The organism is Oceanimonas sp. GK1 (assembly GCF_000243075.1).
Lineage (GTDB): Bacteria > Pseudomonadota > Gammaproteobacteria > Enterobacterales > Aeromonadaceae > Oceanimonas.
On sequence record NC_016745.1, the window covers coordinates 2,503,804 to 2,520,002 of the forward strand.

Genomic DNA, 16,199 nt, shown 5'->3' on the forward strand with positions numbered 1-16,199 from the left:
TAATGAACGGCAAACACAGCCAAGTGCATAAAGAACGATGAGCGAGCAGAGCCTGCCCACCTTTTACTTCTACGACTTCGAGACCGCCGGTGTCAGTCCGGCGAAAGACAGACCGGTGCAGTTTGCCGGCATTCGTACCGACGCCGACTTCAACGAGCTGGGCGAGCCGCAGATGTTTTACTGCCGGCTGCCCGCCGACTACCTGCCCTCGCCCGAGGCGACGCTTATCACCGGCATCACGCCGCAAAAGGCCCAGCAGGACGGCCTGTGCGAGGCGGACTTTATCGCCCGCATTCATGAGCAGTTCAGCCAGCCACAAACCTGCATACTGGGCTACAACAACATTCGCTTCGACGACGAAGTCACCCGTTACGCCCTGTACCGCAACTTTCATGATCCCTACGCCTGGAGCTGGCAGCAGGGTAATTCCCGCTGGGATCTGCTCGACGTGGTGCGCGCCTTTTACGCCCTGCGCCCCGAGGGCATTCAGTGGCCGGAAGACGAGGACGGCCGGCCCAGCTTTCGGCTGGAGCGGCTCACTCAGGCCAATGGCATCGATCACGGCCAGGCGCACGATGCCCTGGCCGACGTCCGCGCCACCATTGCCCTGGCCCGGCTGCTGAAACAGGCCCAGCCCCGGCTGTTTGACTATCTGTTTGAGCTGCGCCGCAAACACAAGGTCAAGGCGCTGATCGACATCATCAACAGCAAACCCCTGGTGCACGTGTCGGGCATGTTCTCCCCCTGGCAGGGCTGTGCCAGCTGGGTGGCGCCCCTGGCCTGGCATCCGGAAAACGCCAACGCGGTGATTTGCGTGGATCTGGCGAAAGACCTCTCGCCCCTGGTGGAGCTCGACGCCGACACCCTGCGCCAGCGCCTGTACACCAAAAAAAGCGAGCTGGGCGAGCTGCCGCCGGTACCGCTGAAACTGGTGCACATCAACAAGTGCCCGGTGTTGGCCAAGGCGGCGGCCCTGTCCGAGCAGCGGGCCGACGAGCTGGGCATCGACCGGGCGCAATGCCGGAAAAGCCTGGATTTGCTGAGAAAGCACCCGGAAATACGGGAAAAGGTCGAAGAAATCTATCAGCAGGACGGCGGGTTTGAGGCCGATGACGACGTCGACACCGCCCTTTACCGCGGCTTTTTCAGCGAGGCCGACAAGGCCGCCATGGCCCTGGTACGCAGCAGCCAGCCCGAAGCCCTGGCGGAGCTGCCGCTGCAGTTTACCGACGCCCGGCTGCCGGAGCTGCTGTTCCGCTACCGGGCGCGCAACTATCCCCACACCCTGAGCGAGCAGGAATGGCAACGCTGGCGCCTGCACTGTCAGGATAAACTCTCGGCTCATGCCGAGGCCTATATGCACCGGCTGGAGCAGCTGGTGGTCGAGCATCAGGATGATGACACCCGGCTGGCCCTGCTACAGGCAGTGGCCCGTTACGTACAGTCCCTGTAAGATTTCCGTATGAAACTGATTCGTGATTTTGCGGTGATCCTGGCCTGCCTGCTGGCGGGCAAGGCCATTGCCGCCCTGCTGCCCTTTGCCTTTCCTGCCAGTATCATCGGCCTGTTGCTGTTGTTCAGTCTGCTCAGCTCGGGACTGGTGCGGCTGGCGTGGATCTTTGCCGGCGGCCAGCTCATTTTGCGCCACATGGCCCTGCTGTTTATTCCGGTGGCCGCCGGCCTGCTGAGTTATGTGGACGTGCTGAGCGCCGGTCTTGGCTTTATTCTGGTGGCCGCCACCACCGGGCTGGTGCTGACCCTGCTGCTGGTGGGCTGGCTGTATCAGAGGCTGGTGTCATGATGCTCTGGCTGGCCATTCCCCTGACCGTGCTGTTTTACCTGCTCACCCGCAAACTGGCGCGCCGGCTGCACAGCCCCCTGGTCAACCCCATTATGATACCGGCGCTGCTGGTCATTGGCCTATTGCTCGCCACCGGCCAGGATCCCGCCGCCTACCAGGCCGGCACCAAGCCCCTCAGCCTGCTGCTGGAGCTGGCGGTGGTGGCCTTTGCCCTGCCGCTGTATCAGCAGGCCGCCAAAATTCGCAGCCAGCTAATGCCCATTTTGCTGTGCTGCAGCCTGTCGGTGTTGATCTCGGTGGGTACCACCCTGCTGATTGGCAGCGTCATTCATGCCAGCCCCGAGCTGCTGGCGTCGGTGGCCACCAAGTCCATTACCACGCCGCTGGCGATGAGCGTGAGCGAAGCCATGGGCGGCATTCCCGCCATTGCCGCCGGCCTGGTGATCATCGTCGGCATGATGGGGGCCATTATCGGGTTTCCGCTGATGCGGCGGGCGGGTATTCATCATCCTGAAGCCCAGGGGCTGGCCATGGGCGCCGGGGCCCACGCCATCGGTACCGGCGCCGCCGCCGAAGTGGGCACCACGCAAGGGGCTTTTTCCTCCCTAGCCATGGTAGTGTGCGGCGTGGTCACCGCCCTGCTGGCCCCGCCGCTGTTTCATCTTTACCTGTGGCTAATGAGCTGACTGCGACCTTTGGCTAATGGCCGGGCCCGCAGGCGCCCGGCTACACTGCCAGCAACAAGCCGTTAACACGCGGAGCCACAAGGGAGTGCAAGGGAATGAAGCTCTGGCTTAACATCGTTGAACCGCTGCTGCTGCTGGCAGGGCTAGTGCTGGTACTGGTGGGTTGCTGGCGTTATGGTCGGCGCAAAAAAGACTGGCTGGCGCTGCCGCGCATTGTGTTTAACCGGGCGAAGGATCTCACCCTGCAGGAATACCGCTGGTTGCGCTACGGCGGCATCTTGCTGTTTGCCGGTGTATTGGTGCGCATTGCCAGCCTGACGTTTTATCCGGTTTGACCCTCTCCCGGCCTCCCCCTGAACAGGGGCACTGTCTGCTCCCTCCCCTTTTTAAGGGGAGGGTTGGGGTGGGGTTTGCCTTCAGTCGCTGAACGCCTTGCGGCCCATAAAGGAATGGCTGAGGGTGTTGCCGTCCACCAGTTCCAGCTCGCCGCCGATGGGCACACCGTGGGCGATGCGGCTGACCGCCACGCCCTGGCTGCGGGCGATGTCGGCAATAAAGTAGGCGGTAGCTTCCCCTTCCACCGTGGGGTTGGTGGCCAGGATTAGCTCGTCAAAATGCTCGGCTTCCAGCCAGCCTTCCAGCACGTCCAGCCCCAGATCTTCCGGCCCCACGCCGTCCAGTGGCGACAAATGCCCCATCAGCACGAAATAACGGCCCTGATACTGGCCGGTCTGCTCAATGGCCACCACGTCGGCGGGGCTTTCCACCACGCACAGCTGGCCCGAGACCGCCCGCTTGGGGCTGGCGCAAATGGCACAGACCGCTTCTTCGGTAAAGGTACGGCACTGGCGGCAGTGGCCGATGTTATCGAGTGCCTGCTCCAGCACATGGGCCAGTTTGCGGCCACCGGCACGCTGGCGCTCCAGCAGCGCAAAGGCCATGCGCTGGGCCGACTTGGGCCCCACGCCCGGCAACACCTGCAGGCTTTTGATTAATTCATCCAGTAACGGACTGAAACGCATGGAAAAATCTCGGGAAGGTATTCGGAGCTCTGTGAAGCCCTTAGTCAGTGCGTTATCGGCACCATCTTTTGAAGCGCCTATGGCGCTCATGCAGGCTGGCAGCCTGCGCTCCACAGAATCGAAGCCTTTTGGGAGCGCGGGGGCTGCCTTCCCTCCTATTGCCGCTGAAGCGACAACGAGCCTGGAGGCTTAAAACGGCATCTTGAAGCCCGGGGGCAACTGCATGCCGCCGGTCAGCTCGCCCATGCGGGACTTGTTCTGCTCTTCAATACGGCGCACGGCGTCGTTGACGGCGGCGGCCAGCAGATCTTCCAGCAGCTCCTTGTCGTCTTCCAGCAGGCTGTCGTCCAGCTCAACCCGGCGTACCGAGTGGCTGCCGGTCATGGTGACCTTTACCAGGCCGGCACCGGCCTCACCCACCACTTCCATCTGGGCCAGCTCTTCCTGCAGCTTCTGCATTTTTTCCTGCATCTGCTGGGCCTGTTTCATGATATTGCCAAGTCCACCTTTACCAAACATAGGTTGTCACTCTTTATTGATGGGTTGATACATTCGCCATGGGCTCGATGCTGTCGGCATCCAGCTCGGCGGCAAAGCGCGCGATAAGGAATTGTACCGCATCATCGGCCTCAATTTCATCTTTGGCGCGCGCCCGGGCCGCCGCATACAACTGCTGCTCCACCTCGGCCGGGGTCTGGCCCCGCTCCCCCAGGGCCACGGCCAGGGTGATAGCGCGGCCCGCGTGCTCGGCCAGCATGGCTTGCAGCTCTTCCCGGGTCTTGTCATTCAGCAGGTGCTTGTGCGCGGGGCGCAGCCACAGCTGCCACTGGTCGCCATGTTGCTCCAGGGTGCTGTGCATGGCCAGCTGACGCAGCAGACCGCCCACCGGCAGTTTCGATACCAGCCGGGCCCAGTCGTCTTCGGCCTGGGGCAGCAGTTGCGAGGGTCTCAGCGGCTCGGGGCCGTCGGTGATTTTCCAGTTTGCCCGCGGCACCGAAGGCGATACCGCCGGTGGGGCGGGATCGGCCTTGGGTGGTGCGCGACCTGCTGCCGTTCGAGCGGGAGCGGGCGCCGGCTTAACGGGCCGTGACGGGGCGGCGGGCGGCGGTGCACTTTCCGACTCCCAGGGCGGGGCGTCGCTGTCGTCCCAGGCCATGTCGCTGTAGGCGTCCAGGGGCGGCAGCTCGTTGTGCTGCTCCGCTGCCGGCGTCTCGAATACCGGCGGTGTCCGCCGGGGCTCGGGGCTCGCCTCGGGTGCAGGCGCAACCGGACGCTCGGCCGCCGCAACGGCCATCGCCGGCCGCGCCGGCGCGGTGCGGACTTTGGGCTCGGGGGGCGCAGCGGTGTCAGTGCGCTCCTGGCTCAGCAGCCGGTTACGGGTTTGCAACAAGCGGCGAATACGCGCCGCCTGCTCGGCGGCTTCGTCCACCAGGGGCGCGGCGTGAGTCTGCGCTTCGGGGACGACGGCCTGCGGACTGGCCGCCTGCGCCGCCACAGGCGCAGCGTCAGGCTCGACCACTGGTGGCACCGGGGCCGGCTCACTGACGGGGCTGTCCATCTCCTTGCCCATGCGCGCCGCTTCCTGCCAGATCTGTGCCTGCTCCTGCTCCAGCCGGGCGGTCATGGCCTCATCGCTTTCTGCCTGCATGACTGCCGCCGGCGTGGCTGCAGGCTCAGGCTTTTTTGCGGGGGCCGGCTCCGGCCGGGGGGCGGCAATCGTCGGCGCGCTGGCGGCGGCGCTCTGAGGCACAAAGGCCAGGGTGCGCAGCAGGGTCATTTCCAGCGCCGAGCGGCCGTCGGGGGCAAAGGGCAAGTCCTTTCGCCCCTGCAGGCAAATCTGGTAATAGAGCTGAATTTGATCCGGGCTCACCAGGGGCGCGAGGCGGTTCAGCTCATCGGCATGGGGCACGCCCTGGGCCGGCACCACCTGGGCCAGGGCCAGCTGGTGCCAGAAGGCAATCAGCTCCTTGTGCACGTGGTCATAATCGGGCCCCAGGCTGGCCAGCTCCGCCACCCGGGCCAGCAGGGCGGCGCCGTCGCCGGCCAGCACCGCCTCCACCAACGCCAGCAACTGCTCCCGGTTAAGGTTGCCGAGCATGCGCTCCACTTCCGCCAGGGCCAGCCGGCCATTGCCAAAGGCCAGGGCCTGATCGGTCAGGCTCAGGGCATCCCGCAGGCTGCCGTCGGCGGCCCGGGCCAGGGCCGCGGTGGCCTCGGGCGCAAAGTCGAGCCGCTCCTGCTGCAAAATGTGCTGCAACTGGCCGTCGATCAGCCCCGGCTCCAGGCTCTTGAGATGAAACTGCAGGCAGCGGGACAAAATGGTGATCGGCAGCTTTTGCGGATCCGTGGTGGCCAGCAAAAACTTCACATGGGGCGGCGGCTCTTCCAGGGTTTTGAGCAGGGCGTTAAAGCTGTGGCGGGACAGCATGTGCACCTCGTCGATGAGGTACACCTTGAACCGGCCCCGGGCCGGCTGGTATTGCACGTTGTCGAGCAGCTCGCGGGTGTCTTCCACCTTGGTGCGGCTGGCGGCGTCAATTTCCAGCAGGTCAACAAAGCGCCCCTGCTCAATTTCCTGGCAGCTGGCGCACTGGCCGCAAGGGTCAGCGGTCACACCGGTTTCACAGTTAAGCGCCTTGGCCAGCAGCCGGGCGATGGAGGTTTTGCCCACGCCGCGGGTGCCGCTGAACAAATAAGCATGATGTAGCCGGCCCTGGGCCAGGGCATTCACCAGCGCGGTCAGCACATGCTGCTGCCCCACCACCTCGCCAAAGCGGCGCGGGCGCCACTTGCGGGCCAGAACCTGATAAGTCATCCGCTTAATGGCCGTCAAATTCAACCAGGCTGGTGACCTTCACGCCCAGCTTGTTCAGCCGCTGCATGCCGCCCAGGGCCGGCAGGCCAATCACAAAGGCGGCATCCTGCACCTCGCCGCCACAGCGGCGCACCAGCTTGACCGCCGCTTCCACGGTGCCGCCGGTGGCCAGCAGATCGTCGATGATCAGCACCTTTTCACCGGGCACAATGGAGTCGGCATGAATTTGCAGCTTGTCGGACCCGTATTCCAGCTCATAAGACACTTCCACCACTTCCCGGGGCAGCTTGCCCGGCTTGCGCGCCGGCACAAACCCTACCCCCAGGGCCGCCGCCACCGGCGCCCCAAAGATAAAGCCCCGCGCCTCGGTGCCCAGCACCTTGCGCACGCCGGAGTGGCGGTAATGCTCCACCAGGGTTTCTATGGTCAGGCGAAAGGCCTCGCCGTTTTCCACCAGGCCGGTGATATCACGAAACACAATGCCGGGCTTGGGGTAATCGGGAATGGAAACGATGCTGTTTGCAATCAGCTTGAGGGTGTCTTGTTTCATTGAAGTCTGGCTGCCTCGTCGGGCCCGGCCAAAAGGCGGGCATGGCATTGAATTAAGGTGTGAAATCTTAGGGCCTCGACTGCTCCATTGCAACCACGGGGCGCTCGGGCACCACCGGCAGCCGGCACATCCACCACGCCAGCGCCATAAAGGTGCACAGCAGCAGGCCACGCACCCACCACAGGGGCACCAGGTAGATGGACAGGGCAAAGCTTGCCGCCATCAGCCACAGCGCCCGCCGGCGCACCGGCAAGCGCAGGCCGCCATGGGTTTGCCAGTCCTGGATCATGCCGCCAAACCAGCGATGGTTCACCAGCCAGCGGTGCACCCGGGGAGACGACTTGCCAAAGCAAAACGCCGACAGCAGCACAAAGGGCGTGGTGGGCAGCACCGGCAAAAAGGCGCCGAGCAGCCCCAGCCCCAGTGAAATACCGCCAAGCAATGCAAACAACAGACGCATGGCGCTCTCCTGCACGTCGAAAACCGTTACGCGCACTATAGCAAAACTCGCCCACAAAAACCGGACCGGCCTGGCCGTGCCCTCATCAATATGGACACCGGCTTCACGCTTTGGGCCCTAGCCTGTACACTGCCCGCTTTTATTTGCCGTAGTCATTGCCATGCGCCTGATCCTGGCCCCGATGGAAGGGGTGCTCGACCATTTAATGCGGGATCTGCTGACCCGCCTCAACCCCTTTGACCTGTGCGTGACCGAGTTCGTGCGGGTGGTGGACATGCGCCTGCCCCCCCGAGTGTTTTACCGGCTCTGCCCCGAACTGCACCAGGGCTGTAACACTCCGGCGGGCACCCCGGTGCGCATTCAGCTGCTGGGCCAGGCGCCGGAGTGGCTGGCGGAAAACGCCGATCAGGCCTGCCGGCTGGGGGCGACAGGCATTGACCTCAACTTTGGCTGCCCGGCCAAAACCGTGAACAAACACAGAGGCGGCGCCGCCCTGCTGGCCGACAGCGAGCAGCTTTACCGCATCGGCCGGGCCGTGCGCGCCGCCGTGCCCGCCCATTTGCCGGTGAGCGCCAAAATTCGCCTGGGGCTGGAGGCGCGGGACAGCTACCTGGAAAACAGCCAGGCCCTGGCGGAAGCCGGCATCAGCGAGCTGGCGGTGCATGCCCGCAGTAAAAAAGACGGCTACCGGCCGCCGGCTTACTGGCCACTGGTGGCGGAAATACAAAAACGACTGGCCATTCCGGTGATCGTCAACGGCGAGATCTGGAACGCCGGGCAAGCGGCCCAGGCCCGGGCCCAGAGCGGCTGCGCCGATGTGATGCTCGGCCGGGGAGCCCTGGCCCTGCCCAACCTGGCCGCCACCATCAAGACCGGCGCCGCTCCCCTGCCCTGGCGCGAGGTGATTGCACTGCTGCTGGATTATTCGGCGCTGGAAGTGGAAGGCAACAAGGCCATCTATTACCCCAATCGCATCAAGCAATGGCTGAATTATCTCAAGCTACAGTACCCCGAGGCCCGGGAGCTGTTCGCCGCCATTCGAATCCTCAAGCACACCAGTGAAATCCGGGCGGTGCTGGAGGGCGTTAGGCGTGAGGCGTGAGGCGTGAGGCGTTATTTTGGATGGAGTGGCCCCGATAAAGTAGACACTTAAGTTAAGCGGCAGCTGCGTAGGCATTGGGAGTTATTCCTCCCAGCGCCATGTGGCGCCGCACTTTCGGGTAATACTCGTCCGTATAATACCGGACTTCATCTGCCATTTCGTCTCTTCCGAGCATTCCTAATGGATGTGTCCATTCCTTCTTGAGCAGCGCGAAGAAGCTTTCCGAACAGGCGTTATCCCAGCAGTTACCTCGCCGAGACATGCTGATGGTGATTCCCCGTGTAGTGAGCCATCTCATCACCTCTTCGCTGCGATACTGACTCCCCTGGTCAGAGTGGAACAACAACTGTGTCCCATCTGGCCGCTGATGTTGCCATGCCTGCTCAAGGGCCTCCAGCACCAGCTGGGCGCTATTGATGGCACCCATGGCTCGGCTCACCACGCGACGTGTACCCAGGTCCAGGACTACTGCGATGTAGAGCCAGCCTTCGTGGCACCGGATTTGAGTAATATCTGATACCCAGACTCGATTTGCCGCACCAACCGAGAAGCGGCGATTCAGCAAGTTCGGTAGCACAGGCAAGAATGATGTCGGCTTTTGATACCCTGCTTTAAGAGCCGTGCATGAATGGTAACCAGCGTCTCTCAGCAAGCGCTGAACCTGGTTCTTGCCGCAGCAGAACCCGGCATCCCGTGCTTCCAGCCACAGCTTGCGATAACCCGGCACATTCTTCTGTTGCCTGGCTCGCTCGAGCAGGAAGGTTTTCAGAGTTTGTCGCTTGATGACACGTTCTCCCGGAGCATGCTGACGTGCTCGCCAACGATAATATCCCGCTCGTGACACATTGAGTACTTCACACATTATCGAGACCCGCCAGCGTTGACTTCGGTGAGCCTCGATAAAGGCAAACCTTACTTGCTGTGCTTGGCGAAGTACTCTTGCGCCTTTTTTAGGATTTCGTTCTCCAGCTCTTTTCGTTCAAGCAGCTTCTTCAGTCGAGCATTTTCACGCTCCAGATCCTGCAAACTTTTTTCTGGTCCGATGTTTTCAACTGCTTTGTCAGATGATTTCTTGGTCATGATCCACTCTCTGCGCCAGCGACTCAATTGGTTAGGATGGATCCCGAGTCTGCCAGCAAGCTGAGCTTGTGTCTCTGTGGTGGATAGCGAGGCCTCGACGGCCTCACGTTTGAATGCATCGCTAAAGTGACGGTGGGGTTTGTACTTCATAACACCTTCTCATTAAATGAAGGTGTCTACTTTTTTCGGGCCAGTCCATGGAGCGCGGGCGGCGCGTCGCGGCCAGCCTGGTCGCAACTTGCCGCAACGCGGCAACCTTGGCACGCTATCCCGCGAATCAGCAGTGCGGCTGCACTTCACGACACGCTTCAAGTACCTCCCTGTAACGCTCGAAAATGCCATATATGGACACCTCGCTTTTCGCAAGTGGGGTTTCCGTGTTTTGGCGACCAGGATTAACTGCACCCGTATATTCGGCCTGTCTTGATGAGGGAGTCATTGGCTCACTCTGGCCCTAATGAGAACCGCGCCCTTGCTGCCTATCGTCCCTACGGAGTTCAGACTCCTGACATTTTCTCGGCGTTTGCAAGGGCCGGTTTAACCTGTTGCCTCATTCACGTTTTCCACATCGCGTTTCGTCGGGGTGATAACCTCTTGTTTTCCTTCCTGCCAAACGAGGGTTAATTCGGTTTCTTTAGGTCAGCTCAGGCTGCCCGATAGCGCTCCTGCCGGAACAGCATGACCCAGATAATCCGTGCCAGCTTGTTGGCCGTGGCCACCGCAGCGCGTTGCTTGCCTCTGCGCTCGGCCAGCTGTTTGACCCACAGCGATAACCGGTCGGTGGCCTTGTTCAGGTGCCGGATAATCGACCAGGCACCTTGTATCAACAGCTTGCGCAAGTACCCATTACCACGCTTGGTGATACTGCCCAGCTTTTGTTTGCCGCCACTGGAATGCTCTTTCGGTACCAGCCCCAGGTTGGCAGAAAAGTGCCGGGCATTGCGGTACTGACTGCCGTTGCCGACAAAGGCGACCATGGCGGTCGCGGTCACCGCGCCTACACCTCGAATGTCAGTGAGTCGGGCGCAGGCCTCGTTATCGCGACATTGCTGTTCGATGTCTTTATCCAGGCACCGAATAGCCTCATCCAGTTGCTGCCATTCTTCCAGGATGTCACAACAATAGGTCCGAGCCCGTGGCGTCAGTTCGTTACTAGCATCCTCCAACAGCAAGGGCATGGCTTGCTTTAACGTCTCTTTACCGCCAGCCAGAACGATGCCGTACTCATTGAGCAAGCCCCGTAACTGATTAATCAACCGGGTTCGCTCGCCGATGCGGCGCTCTCGCAGCCGGTGTACCAGGCTGATGTCGGTCTGCTCCAGCGTGCGCGGCGGTACAAACGTCATGTTGGGGCGCCGTGCCGCCTCACAGATAGCAAAGGCATCATTACGGTCGTTCTTGTTCCCCTTGACGAAGGGTTTCACATGCTGGGGCGGCAGCAACATCACTGGGTGACCCCGCTGCTGCAGGGCTCTGCCCCAGTAATTGGAGCCGCTGCAGGCTTCCATCGCAATGGGCACCTGAGGGTACTGACTAAGCAGCTCCAGTACCTTGTGACGGGTCACGCTGCGATTGAATACCGCCTTGCCAGCTTGATTAACACCACAAATCTGAATCACATTCTTTGCCAAATCGAGACCAATGAGCGTAATGTTCATAGTGGACACCTTTTGTGGTTATTTGAGCTTCAACCCAAATATGGCGCATTACGACGCTGCTTACCCAAGAGGTGTCCATCTCATCATCCATGGCATTTTATGGTCGACTCCGGCAATCCCCACTGCAGCTTCGAAAAACATCGGCGTTGTCTGCCAGCGCCGGGCCACTTACGGCTTAAAGCTTTCTGTTGACTTGCATCATGATGTTAACAACTGGCCAACCCTATACTGGCCGGCATACTTCATTCAACGGATGTGATCATGAGCAGCAACATCACCGAGCAAGAGCTGGAGCAACGACTGCTGGCGGTGGCGGAAGACCGCCGTCACCACTTTTTGTGCGCGCTGCGGGAGCTGGATGCCGGGCTCGCCACCCGGCTGCAACACCTGCCCCCGGATGAATGGGCCGACCATTCAGCCCTGGCGGCCTGGCCGCAGCTGCTGCCGCAGCTGAAAGCCCTGCGCCAGGCGGACGCCGCCCTGTGCCAGTGGCAACTGGGGCTGTACGGCCTGTGCAGCGACTGTGAAGCCGAGCTGACGCCGGCGCAATTGCTGGCCGACCCCTGCCGCCAGCGCTGCGACCACTGCGAAGCGAAATACCGAAAAGCCCAGCACGGCAGCTGGACGCTGTGAGGCGTGGACGTGGGACGTGAGGGGTGAGGGGTGAGGAGAAGTGGACCGCAGAAAGCCTGAAACACAGGCATTAAAAAGCCGGCTTTCGCCGGCTTTTTGCTTCTAAATCAGATGTTTAGCTGCTTAGAAGTTGTACTGAATACCAACGCCGTAAAGGTCGTCTTTCTTGGCGCCAGAAGTATCCACTTCGGAGTCAGAGATTACGTACTCAGCATACAGTTTGGTCTTGGAGGTCAGGTCATACTGAACACCCAGAGTAATGTCGTCGATGCTGTCGTATTCTTCAGTGGCACCGGCGGCATCGAACTCTTCCTTGGAGTACTGAGCCATCAGGGTCCAGGCGTCTACATTGTACTGAGCGTGCAGTTCGTAGGCGGTACCTTCATCGTCGCCGGCAGCAGTACCGGTGTCACGCTGACGGTCGGAGTACAGGGCAGCGAAATAGAAGCCGTCCAGGGTGTAGTGAACACCGGCGTACCAGACGTCCTGATCGATGTTTTGTGAAGTCAGACCAGTTTTTTCATAACCATTCTGCTGCTCATAAGCGGCAACCAGGCCCAGGCCGAAGGGGAAGGTGTAACCGGCAGATACGGCCCACTGGTTCTCAGCGACATCACCATTAGCTTGGTTTGCAAAATCAGTTCTGTCGTCATCGGCAAAAGCGTAGGCGGCACGCAGATCAACACCATTGGCGGCATAGGTGGCCATGATCTGGTCATCGGCTTTGTCGCTGATGGAAAACTCACTGCCGTAGGTGATGCCGGCACCGAAGATGTTGAATACATCAGTCAAGTAGATGGCTTGTGCCAGCGGATCCACGCTGCGGCCAAAGGTCAGCTCGGTAGTATCCATAAAGCGGAAGCCGGCCCAGGCGTAACGGGCATCAAACTTGGAGTCGTCACTCGCTTCAGCAGCAACCTGCCATTCCAGCTTACCAATCAGGTCTACATCGTTATTCAGGGCATAACTCATGTTGACACCCAGACGAGCAGAACCATCGGTACCGAAACTTTCAGATTTTACTTCTTTACCGTTGGAGTCATTCTGGTGGTCAAGCTCACCACCGTCGAACTGAACGCGGCCGTAGATATCTACCTGGGCGCCTTCGTCGGAGTATACGGTCACAGCGCTGGCAGAGGTAGCGAACAGCGCAGGGATGGTCAGTGCAAGAATCGTTTTTTTCATGATTTTATTTGCCTACTGTAATTAAACACTAAGTCCTTGTTATTCCCTGTGTTAGCAACGCTAGCGTTACTATGGCGAGCAGCCTATCACCGGGTTTTTTACCTTGCAACAAAATCGCGGGAACTTTTTATGACAATAACGCTCGCCTGATAATCAACTGTGATCCGTGCCGCTTTTTCACCCTTGTTTATTGCAAGTGGCATATAACCGTCTACCGGGTATACTTGTGGCCGCATTTTATCCCGGACATTTGCCATGCCCAGCGCCGATTACCGCACCCTTGTGCGGGCCAATTACCGCCAGTTAAGCCAGTCCATTCAGGGGTTTAGGCCCAGGCGGGAGCAAAACTTCCTGGTGGCGGAAATCGGCAAGGTGCTGCTGGGCCACTACGACGCCGCCCGCCGCATTCTGGTGGCCGAGGCCGGCACCGGCATCGGCAAGTCGCTGGCCTATTTGCAGGCCGCCATTCCCTGGGCCCGGCTGAATAATAAAAAGGTGGTGATCTCCACCGCCACCTTGGCCCTGCAGGAGCAACTGGTCAATAAAGATCTTCCGCTGTTCCAGCCCCACTGCCAGCCTGCCTTTACCTTTACCCTGGCCAAGGGCCGGGCCCGCTATTGCTGCCGGCAACGCTTGCAGGCGCTGGTGCAGGGTAACGGTCAGATCGGCATGTTTGAGGCGGTCGATGCACTCACTCCGGCGCAGCAGGAACAACTGACCGAGCTGTGGCAGGCACTGGTCGAAGGCCGCTGGGCCGGCGATCGCGACAGCTGGGCCGAGCCCATCAACGATGCGCTGTGGCAACAACTGCACACCGAGCGCCACAGCTGTCAGCCTCAGCTGGGCCATGGCCACTGCCCCTTTCACCTGGCCCGGGCCGAGCTCGACAAGGTAGATGTAATCGTGGTCAATCACGCCCTGTTGCTGGCTGACCTGGCCATGGGCGGCGGCATTATTCTGCCCGAGCCGGAAAGCTGCGTGTATGTGCTGGACGAGGCCCACCACATCGCCCACATTGCCCGGGAGCAGGGCTCGGCAAAATTGTCGCTGCGCGCGGCCCGGCGCAATCTGGAGCAGTTCAACAAGCAGGTGCCAACCCTGGCCGCGGTACTCAAGGATGACGGCCACAACGCCGTTAACCGTACCCAGCAGGCGTTGCAGCAGCTTATTCCTTCCCTCGGCGAGCTGTATAAACAGTTGCAGGCGGCCCAGCGCCGGGGCGAGCTAACTCCCGATGAACAGGGCTGCTCGCGCTTTGCCGCCGGCGAGTTGCCGGAGCTGCTGAGCCACTCCCTGACCGCGCTCAAGGATGAACACAAGCAACTGGCCCAGGGCTTGAGCCGGCTGCAAAGTGCCCTTGCGGAGGCCCTCAAACAGCAACCGGGCAACAGCGCGGTGTCGGGCGCCATGGCGTCCGTCAGCCTGCAACAACTGCACGCCGACGAGGCGTTGGGGTTGTGCGAGCTGATGCTGAAAGCAGTGGGCCCCAAGCAAACACCGCCGGCGCGCTGGCTGGTGCAGGGCAAGCACGACACCACATTGTGCGCCACGCCGCTGGCGGTGGGCCATTTGCTGGAGCAATGGTGCTGGTCCCGGGCGGCGGCGGTGATCATGGTGTCGGCCACTTTTACTGCGCTCAACGACTTCAGCTATTTTCGCCGCTCGGTGGGCCTGCGCGCCGACGACGGCAGCCAGTATCTGCGGCTGAACTCGCCCTTTGACTACCCGGCATCGCGGCTGATAATCCCGCCCCTGCCCCTGGAGCCCCAGGAGGCGGGGTTTGATGAGCTGCTGGTGGAGGAAATTCCCCGCTGGCTAAAGGATGAACAGGCCAGCCTGGTGCTGTTTTCTTCCTACCGGCAGATGAACGCCGTGGCCAAGGCCCTGCGCGGCCAGGGCCATTCCCTGCTGGTGCAGGGGGAAGCGGGCCGCCAGGCATTGCTGGAGCTGCACCGCATGAAGTGCGACGGCGGCCAGCCCAGCGTGCTGTTTGGTACCGGCAGTTTTGCCGAAGGGCTGGATTTGCCCGGCCATTACCTCACCAACCTGATTATCACCAAGCTGCCCTTTGCGGTGCCCACCTCACCGGTGGAGGAAGCCATGGCCGAGTGGATAAGCTTAAGCGGCGGTAACCCTTTTATGCAGCTCACCGTGCCCGAGGCCTCGCGCAAGCTCATTCAGGCCTGCGGCCGGCTGCTGCGCACCGAAACCGACCGGGGCCGCATTGTGCTGCTGGACCGGCGCCTGCTGACCCGCCGCTACGGCCCGGCGCTGCTCAATGCCCTGCCCCCCTTTACCCGGGAAACGTGAGCACGGGGCGGGTTTGCCAATTGCGTCCGGTTTTATAAATTGTCACAATCGACCGGTTTAATGCATAACGTGATGCCCGCAACGGGCAAATGGCTCAGGAGCCCTTATCTATGAAACTGCGTGTTACCCTTGCCGCCCTGGCCGCGGCTGGTCTGTGTTTTGGCGCCACCGCCGCCACCTTTGAAGCCGAGCAGCCCTATCAGATTTTTCTGGTGAACGGCGAAAAAACCGCCAACACCATTACCAAAAACATTCATAAGGTCACCCTGAACGAGGGCAAGAACCAGCTGGCCATCGGTTACACCAACGACTATTCCAACCGCTCCGAAGTACGGGTGCTGAACGGTGAGCCGGTGATCATCGAGCTGGATAACGTGCCCGCCGATGCCGAGCTGACCATTGAATATAACAAGCCGCTCAACTACCAGCTGGCCAGGCAGTTTCTGCGTGAGCAGGCAGCGCAGCTGACCGTGGTGGACAAGCGCACCGGCCAGCCCGTTGACGCCGAACTCTCCACTATTCCCATGCCCGCCGGCCTGGACACCGCCGGTGGTATTCAGCAGCACCTGAAGGAAAGCCGCCAGGCCTTTAACGGCCGCACCGAGGCCGCCGTGGCCGCCGCCCAGGAAAAATTCGGCGACGCCGTGGTAGACGCCGATGCCATGGAAATGCTGCAGCACTGGTGGAACGCCGCCGATGCCGACACCCGCCGCGCCTTCCAGATCTGGGCCATTCAGCAGCAGTAACATGTGAACGTGGCGACTATGGCCCAAGACCCGGGCTGTAGGCGCCGCTTTAGCCGGCGCGTTTGTCAGTTAACGGCCTGCGATGCAGGCCCTGCCTGCTGAAGCGGCAGCTACCCCAACCCGGATGACCGTAGGTGCCGGCTACAAATAT

Annotated in this window: 17 protein-coding genes; 9 read left to right on the top strand and 8 right to left on the bottom strand. The window is 61.2% G+C overall.

Translation table 11 applies throughout. From position 1 onward, the window contains the following. Nucleotides 1-37: 37 nt before the first annotated feature. The 4 genes from sbcB (at nucleotide 38) to GU3_RS11830 (ending at nucleotide 2,822) form a co-directional block, all read left to right on the top strand. On the top strand, nucleotides 38-1,453 hold the full coding sequence (gene sbcB, locus GU3_RS11815) for an exodeoxyribonuclease I (RefSeq protein WP_014292771.1): 1,416 nt from the start codon (nucleotides 38-40) through the stop codon (nucleotides 1,451-1,453). 9 nt (nucleotides 1,454-1,462) lie between these two features. Next, a complete protein-coding gene (locus GU3_RS11820) occupies nucleotides 1,463-1,801 on the top strand; it encodes a CidA/LrgA family protein (RefSeq protein WP_014292772.1) in 339 nt (112 codons plus the stop codon). Then, nucleotides 1,798-2,487 (top strand): LrgB family protein, encoded by a 690-nt coding sequence (locus GU3_RS11825; RefSeq protein ID WP_014292773.1) that lies wholly within the window; start codon nucleotides 1,798-1,800, stop codon nucleotides 2,485-2,487. The genes GU3_RS11820 and GU3_RS11825 overlap by 4 nt, the downstream gene beginning before the upstream one ends. Nucleotides 2,488-2,582: 95 nt before the next feature. Beyond that, entirely contained in the window at nucleotides 2,583-2,822 is a 240-nt protein-coding gene (locus tag GU3_RS11830; RefSeq protein ID WP_014292774.1) for a hypothetical protein, read from the top strand. Between the two features lie 81 nt (nucleotides 2,823-2,903). On the opposite strand, the gene recR is transcribed toward GU3_RS11830, so the two are convergent. From recR to GU3_RS11855, 5 genes are all read right to left on the bottom strand, one after another. After that, a complete protein-coding gene (gene recR, locus GU3_RS11835) occupies nucleotides 2,904-3,509 on the bottom strand; it encodes a recombination mediator RecR (protein ID WP_014292775.1) in 606 nt (201 codons plus the stop codon). Nucleotides 3,510-3,698: 189 nt separating this feature from the next. Then, the gene (locus GU3_RS11840) at nucleotides 3,699-4,028 is read right to left on the bottom strand and encodes a YbaB/EbfC family nucleoid-associated protein (protein ID WP_014292776.1); all 330 of its coding nucleotides are present in this window, start codon (nucleotides 4,026-4,028) and stop codon (nucleotides 3,699-3,701) included. 13 nt (nucleotides 4,029-4,041) lie between these two features. Then, a complete protein-coding gene (dnaX, locus tag GU3_RS11845) occupies nucleotides 4,042-6,324 on the bottom strand; it encodes a DNA polymerase III subunit gamma/tau (RefSeq protein WP_014292777.1) in 2,283 nt (760 codons plus the stop codon). A 4-nt stretch (nucleotides 6,325-6,328) separates the two neighbouring features. After that, nucleotides 6,329-6,874 carry an adenine phosphoribosyltransferase gene (apt, locus tag GU3_RS11850; RefSeq protein ID WP_014292778.1) on the bottom strand — a complete coding sequence of 182 codons (546 nt, stop codon included), beginning with the start codon at nucleotides 6,872-6,874 and terminating at the stop codon, nucleotides 6,329-6,331. A gap of 67 nt (nucleotides 6,875-6,941) precedes the next feature. Further along, nucleotides 6,942-7,334 (bottom strand): YbaN family protein, encoded by a 393-nt coding sequence (locus tag GU3_RS11855; protein ID WP_014292779.1) that lies wholly within the window; start codon nucleotides 7,332-7,334, stop codon nucleotides 6,942-6,944. A gap of 160 nt (nucleotides 7,335-7,494) precedes the next feature. Between GU3_RS11855 and GU3_RS11860 the strand changes: the two genes are divergently transcribed. Then, entirely contained in the window at nucleotides 7,495-8,436 is a 942-nt protein-coding gene (locus tag GU3_RS11860; protein WP_014292780.1) for a tRNA-dihydrouridine synthase, read from the top strand. Nucleotides 8,437-8,488: 52 nt separating this feature from the next. On the opposite strand, the gene GU3_RS11865 is transcribed toward GU3_RS11860, so the two are convergent. Next, nucleotides 8,489-9,666 (bottom strand): IS3 family transposase gene (locus GU3_RS11865; RefSeq protein WP_148265849.1). Its coding sequence is split into 2 segments (ribosomal slippage): nucleotides 8,489-9,375 and nucleotides 9,375-9,666, totalling 1,179 coding nucleotides; the frame shifts between segments, so codons are not numbered across the junction. Nucleotides 9,667-10,160: 494 nt separating this feature from the next. Further along, a complete protein-coding gene (locus GU3_RS11875; RefSeq protein ID WP_014292781.1) occupies nucleotides 10,161-11,174 on the bottom strand; it encodes an IS110 family transposase in 1,014 nt (337 codons plus the stop codon). On the opposite strand from GU3_RS11875, the gene GU3_RS11880 reads away from it, so the two are divergent. Both GU3_RS11880 and GU3_RS11885 read left to right on the top strand, forming a co-directional pair. Beyond that, the gene (locus tag GU3_RS11880; protein ID WP_041543179.1) at nucleotides 11,167-11,433 is read left to right on the top strand and encodes a hypothetical protein; all 267 of its coding nucleotides are present in this window, start codon (nucleotides 11,167-11,169) and stop codon (nucleotides 11,431-11,433) included. The two genes, GU3_RS11875 and GU3_RS11880, sit on opposite strands and share 8 nt — an antisense overlap. A 2-nt stretch (nucleotides 11,434-11,435) precedes the next feature. After that, entirely contained in the window at nucleotides 11,436-11,807 is a 372-nt protein-coding gene (locus tag GU3_RS11885; RefSeq protein WP_014292782.1) for a conjugal transfer protein TraR, read from the top strand. A gap of 123 nt (nucleotides 11,808-11,930) precedes the next feature. Here the strand turns inward: GU3_RS11885 and GU3_RS11890 are convergent, their stop codons facing one another. Next, nucleotides 11,931-12,992, bottom strand: a complete 1,062-nt coding sequence (locus GU3_RS11890) for a porin (protein WP_014292783.1) — start codon at nucleotides 12,990-12,992, stop codon at nucleotides 11,931-11,933. A gap of 255 nt (nucleotides 12,993-13,247) precedes the next feature. On the opposite strand from GU3_RS11890, the gene dinG reads away from it, so the two are divergent. Further along, entirely contained in the window at nucleotides 13,248-15,302 is a 2,055-nt protein-coding gene (gene dinG / locus GU3_RS11895) for an ATP-dependent DNA helicase DinG (RefSeq protein WP_014292784.1), read from the top strand. A 110-nt stretch (nucleotides 15,303-15,412) separates the two neighbouring features. After that, on the top strand, nucleotides 15,413-16,048 hold the full coding sequence (locus GU3_RS11900) for a DUF2057 domain-containing protein (protein WP_014292785.1): 636 nt from the start codon (nucleotides 15,413-15,415) through the stop codon (nucleotides 16,046-16,048). Nucleotides 16,049-16,199: the final 151 nt, after the last annotated feature.

What these genes read in the sequence shown, in the direction of transcription:
- recR (WP_014292775.1), bottom strand. Translation starts at nt 3,509, where the DNA reads ATGCGTTTCAGTCCGTTACTGGATGAATTAATCAAAAGCCTGCAGGTG.
- dinG (WP_014292784.1), top strand. Translation starts at nt 13,248, where the DNA reads ATGCCCAGCGCCGATTACCGCACCCTTGTGCGGGCCAATTACCGCCAG.
- apt (WP_014292778.1), bottom strand. Translation starts at nt 6,874, where the DNA reads ATGAAACAAGACACCCTCAAGCTGATTGCAAACAGCATCGTTTCCATT.
- GU3_RS11855 (WP_014292779.1), bottom strand. Translation starts at nt 7,334, where the DNA reads ATGCGTCTGTTGTTTGCATTGCTTGGCGGTATTTCACTGGGGCTGGGG.
- GU3_RS11825 (WP_014292773.1), top strand. Translation starts at nt 1,798, where the DNA reads ATGATGCTCTGGCTGGCCATTCCCCTGACCGTGCTGTTTTACCTGCTC.
- GU3_RS11830 (WP_014292774.1), top strand. Translation starts at nt 2,583, where the DNA reads ATGAAGCTCTGGCTTAACATCGTTGAACCGCTGCTGCTGCTGGCAGGG.
- dnaX (WP_014292777.1), bottom strand. Translation starts at nt 6,324, where the DNA reads ATGACTTATCAGGTTCTGGCCCGCAAGTGGCGCCCGCGCCGCTTTGGC.
- GU3_RS11875 (WP_014292781.1), bottom strand. Translation starts at nt 11,174, where the DNA reads ATGAACATTACGCTCATTGGTCTCGATTTGGCAAAGAATGTGATTCAG.
- GU3_RS11860 (WP_014292780.1), top strand. Translation starts at nt 7,495, where the DNA reads ATGCGCCTGATCCTGGCCCCGATGGAAGGGGTGCTCGACCATTTAATG.
- GU3_RS11890 (WP_014292783.1), bottom strand. Translation starts at nt 12,992, where the DNA reads ATGAAAAAAACGATTCTTGCACTGACCATCCCTGCGCTGTTCGCTACC.
- GU3_RS11820 (WP_014292772.1), top strand. Translation starts at nt 1,463, where the DNA reads ATGAAACTGATTCGTGATTTTGCGGTGATCCTGGCCTGCCTGCTGGCG.
- GU3_RS11900 (WP_014292785.1), top strand. Translation starts at nt 15,413, where the DNA reads ATGAAACTGCGTGTTACCCTTGCCGCCCTGGCCGCGGCTGGTCTGTGT.
- GU3_RS11840 (WP_014292776.1), bottom strand. Translation starts at nt 4,028, where the DNA reads ATGTTTGGTAAAGGTGGACTTGGCAATATCATGAAACAGGCCCAGCAG.
- sbcB (WP_014292771.1), top strand. Translation starts at nt 38, where the DNA reads ATGAGCGAGCAGAGCCTGCCCACCTTTTACTTCTACGACTTCGAGACC.
- GU3_RS11880 (WP_041543179.1), top strand. Translation starts at nt 11,167, where the DNA reads ATGTTCATAGTGGACACCTTTTGTGGTTATTTGAGCTTCAACCCAAAT.
- GU3_RS11885 (WP_014292782.1), top strand. Translation starts at nt 11,436, where the DNA reads ATGAGCAGCAACATCACCGAGCAAGAGCTGGAGCAACGACTGCTGGCG.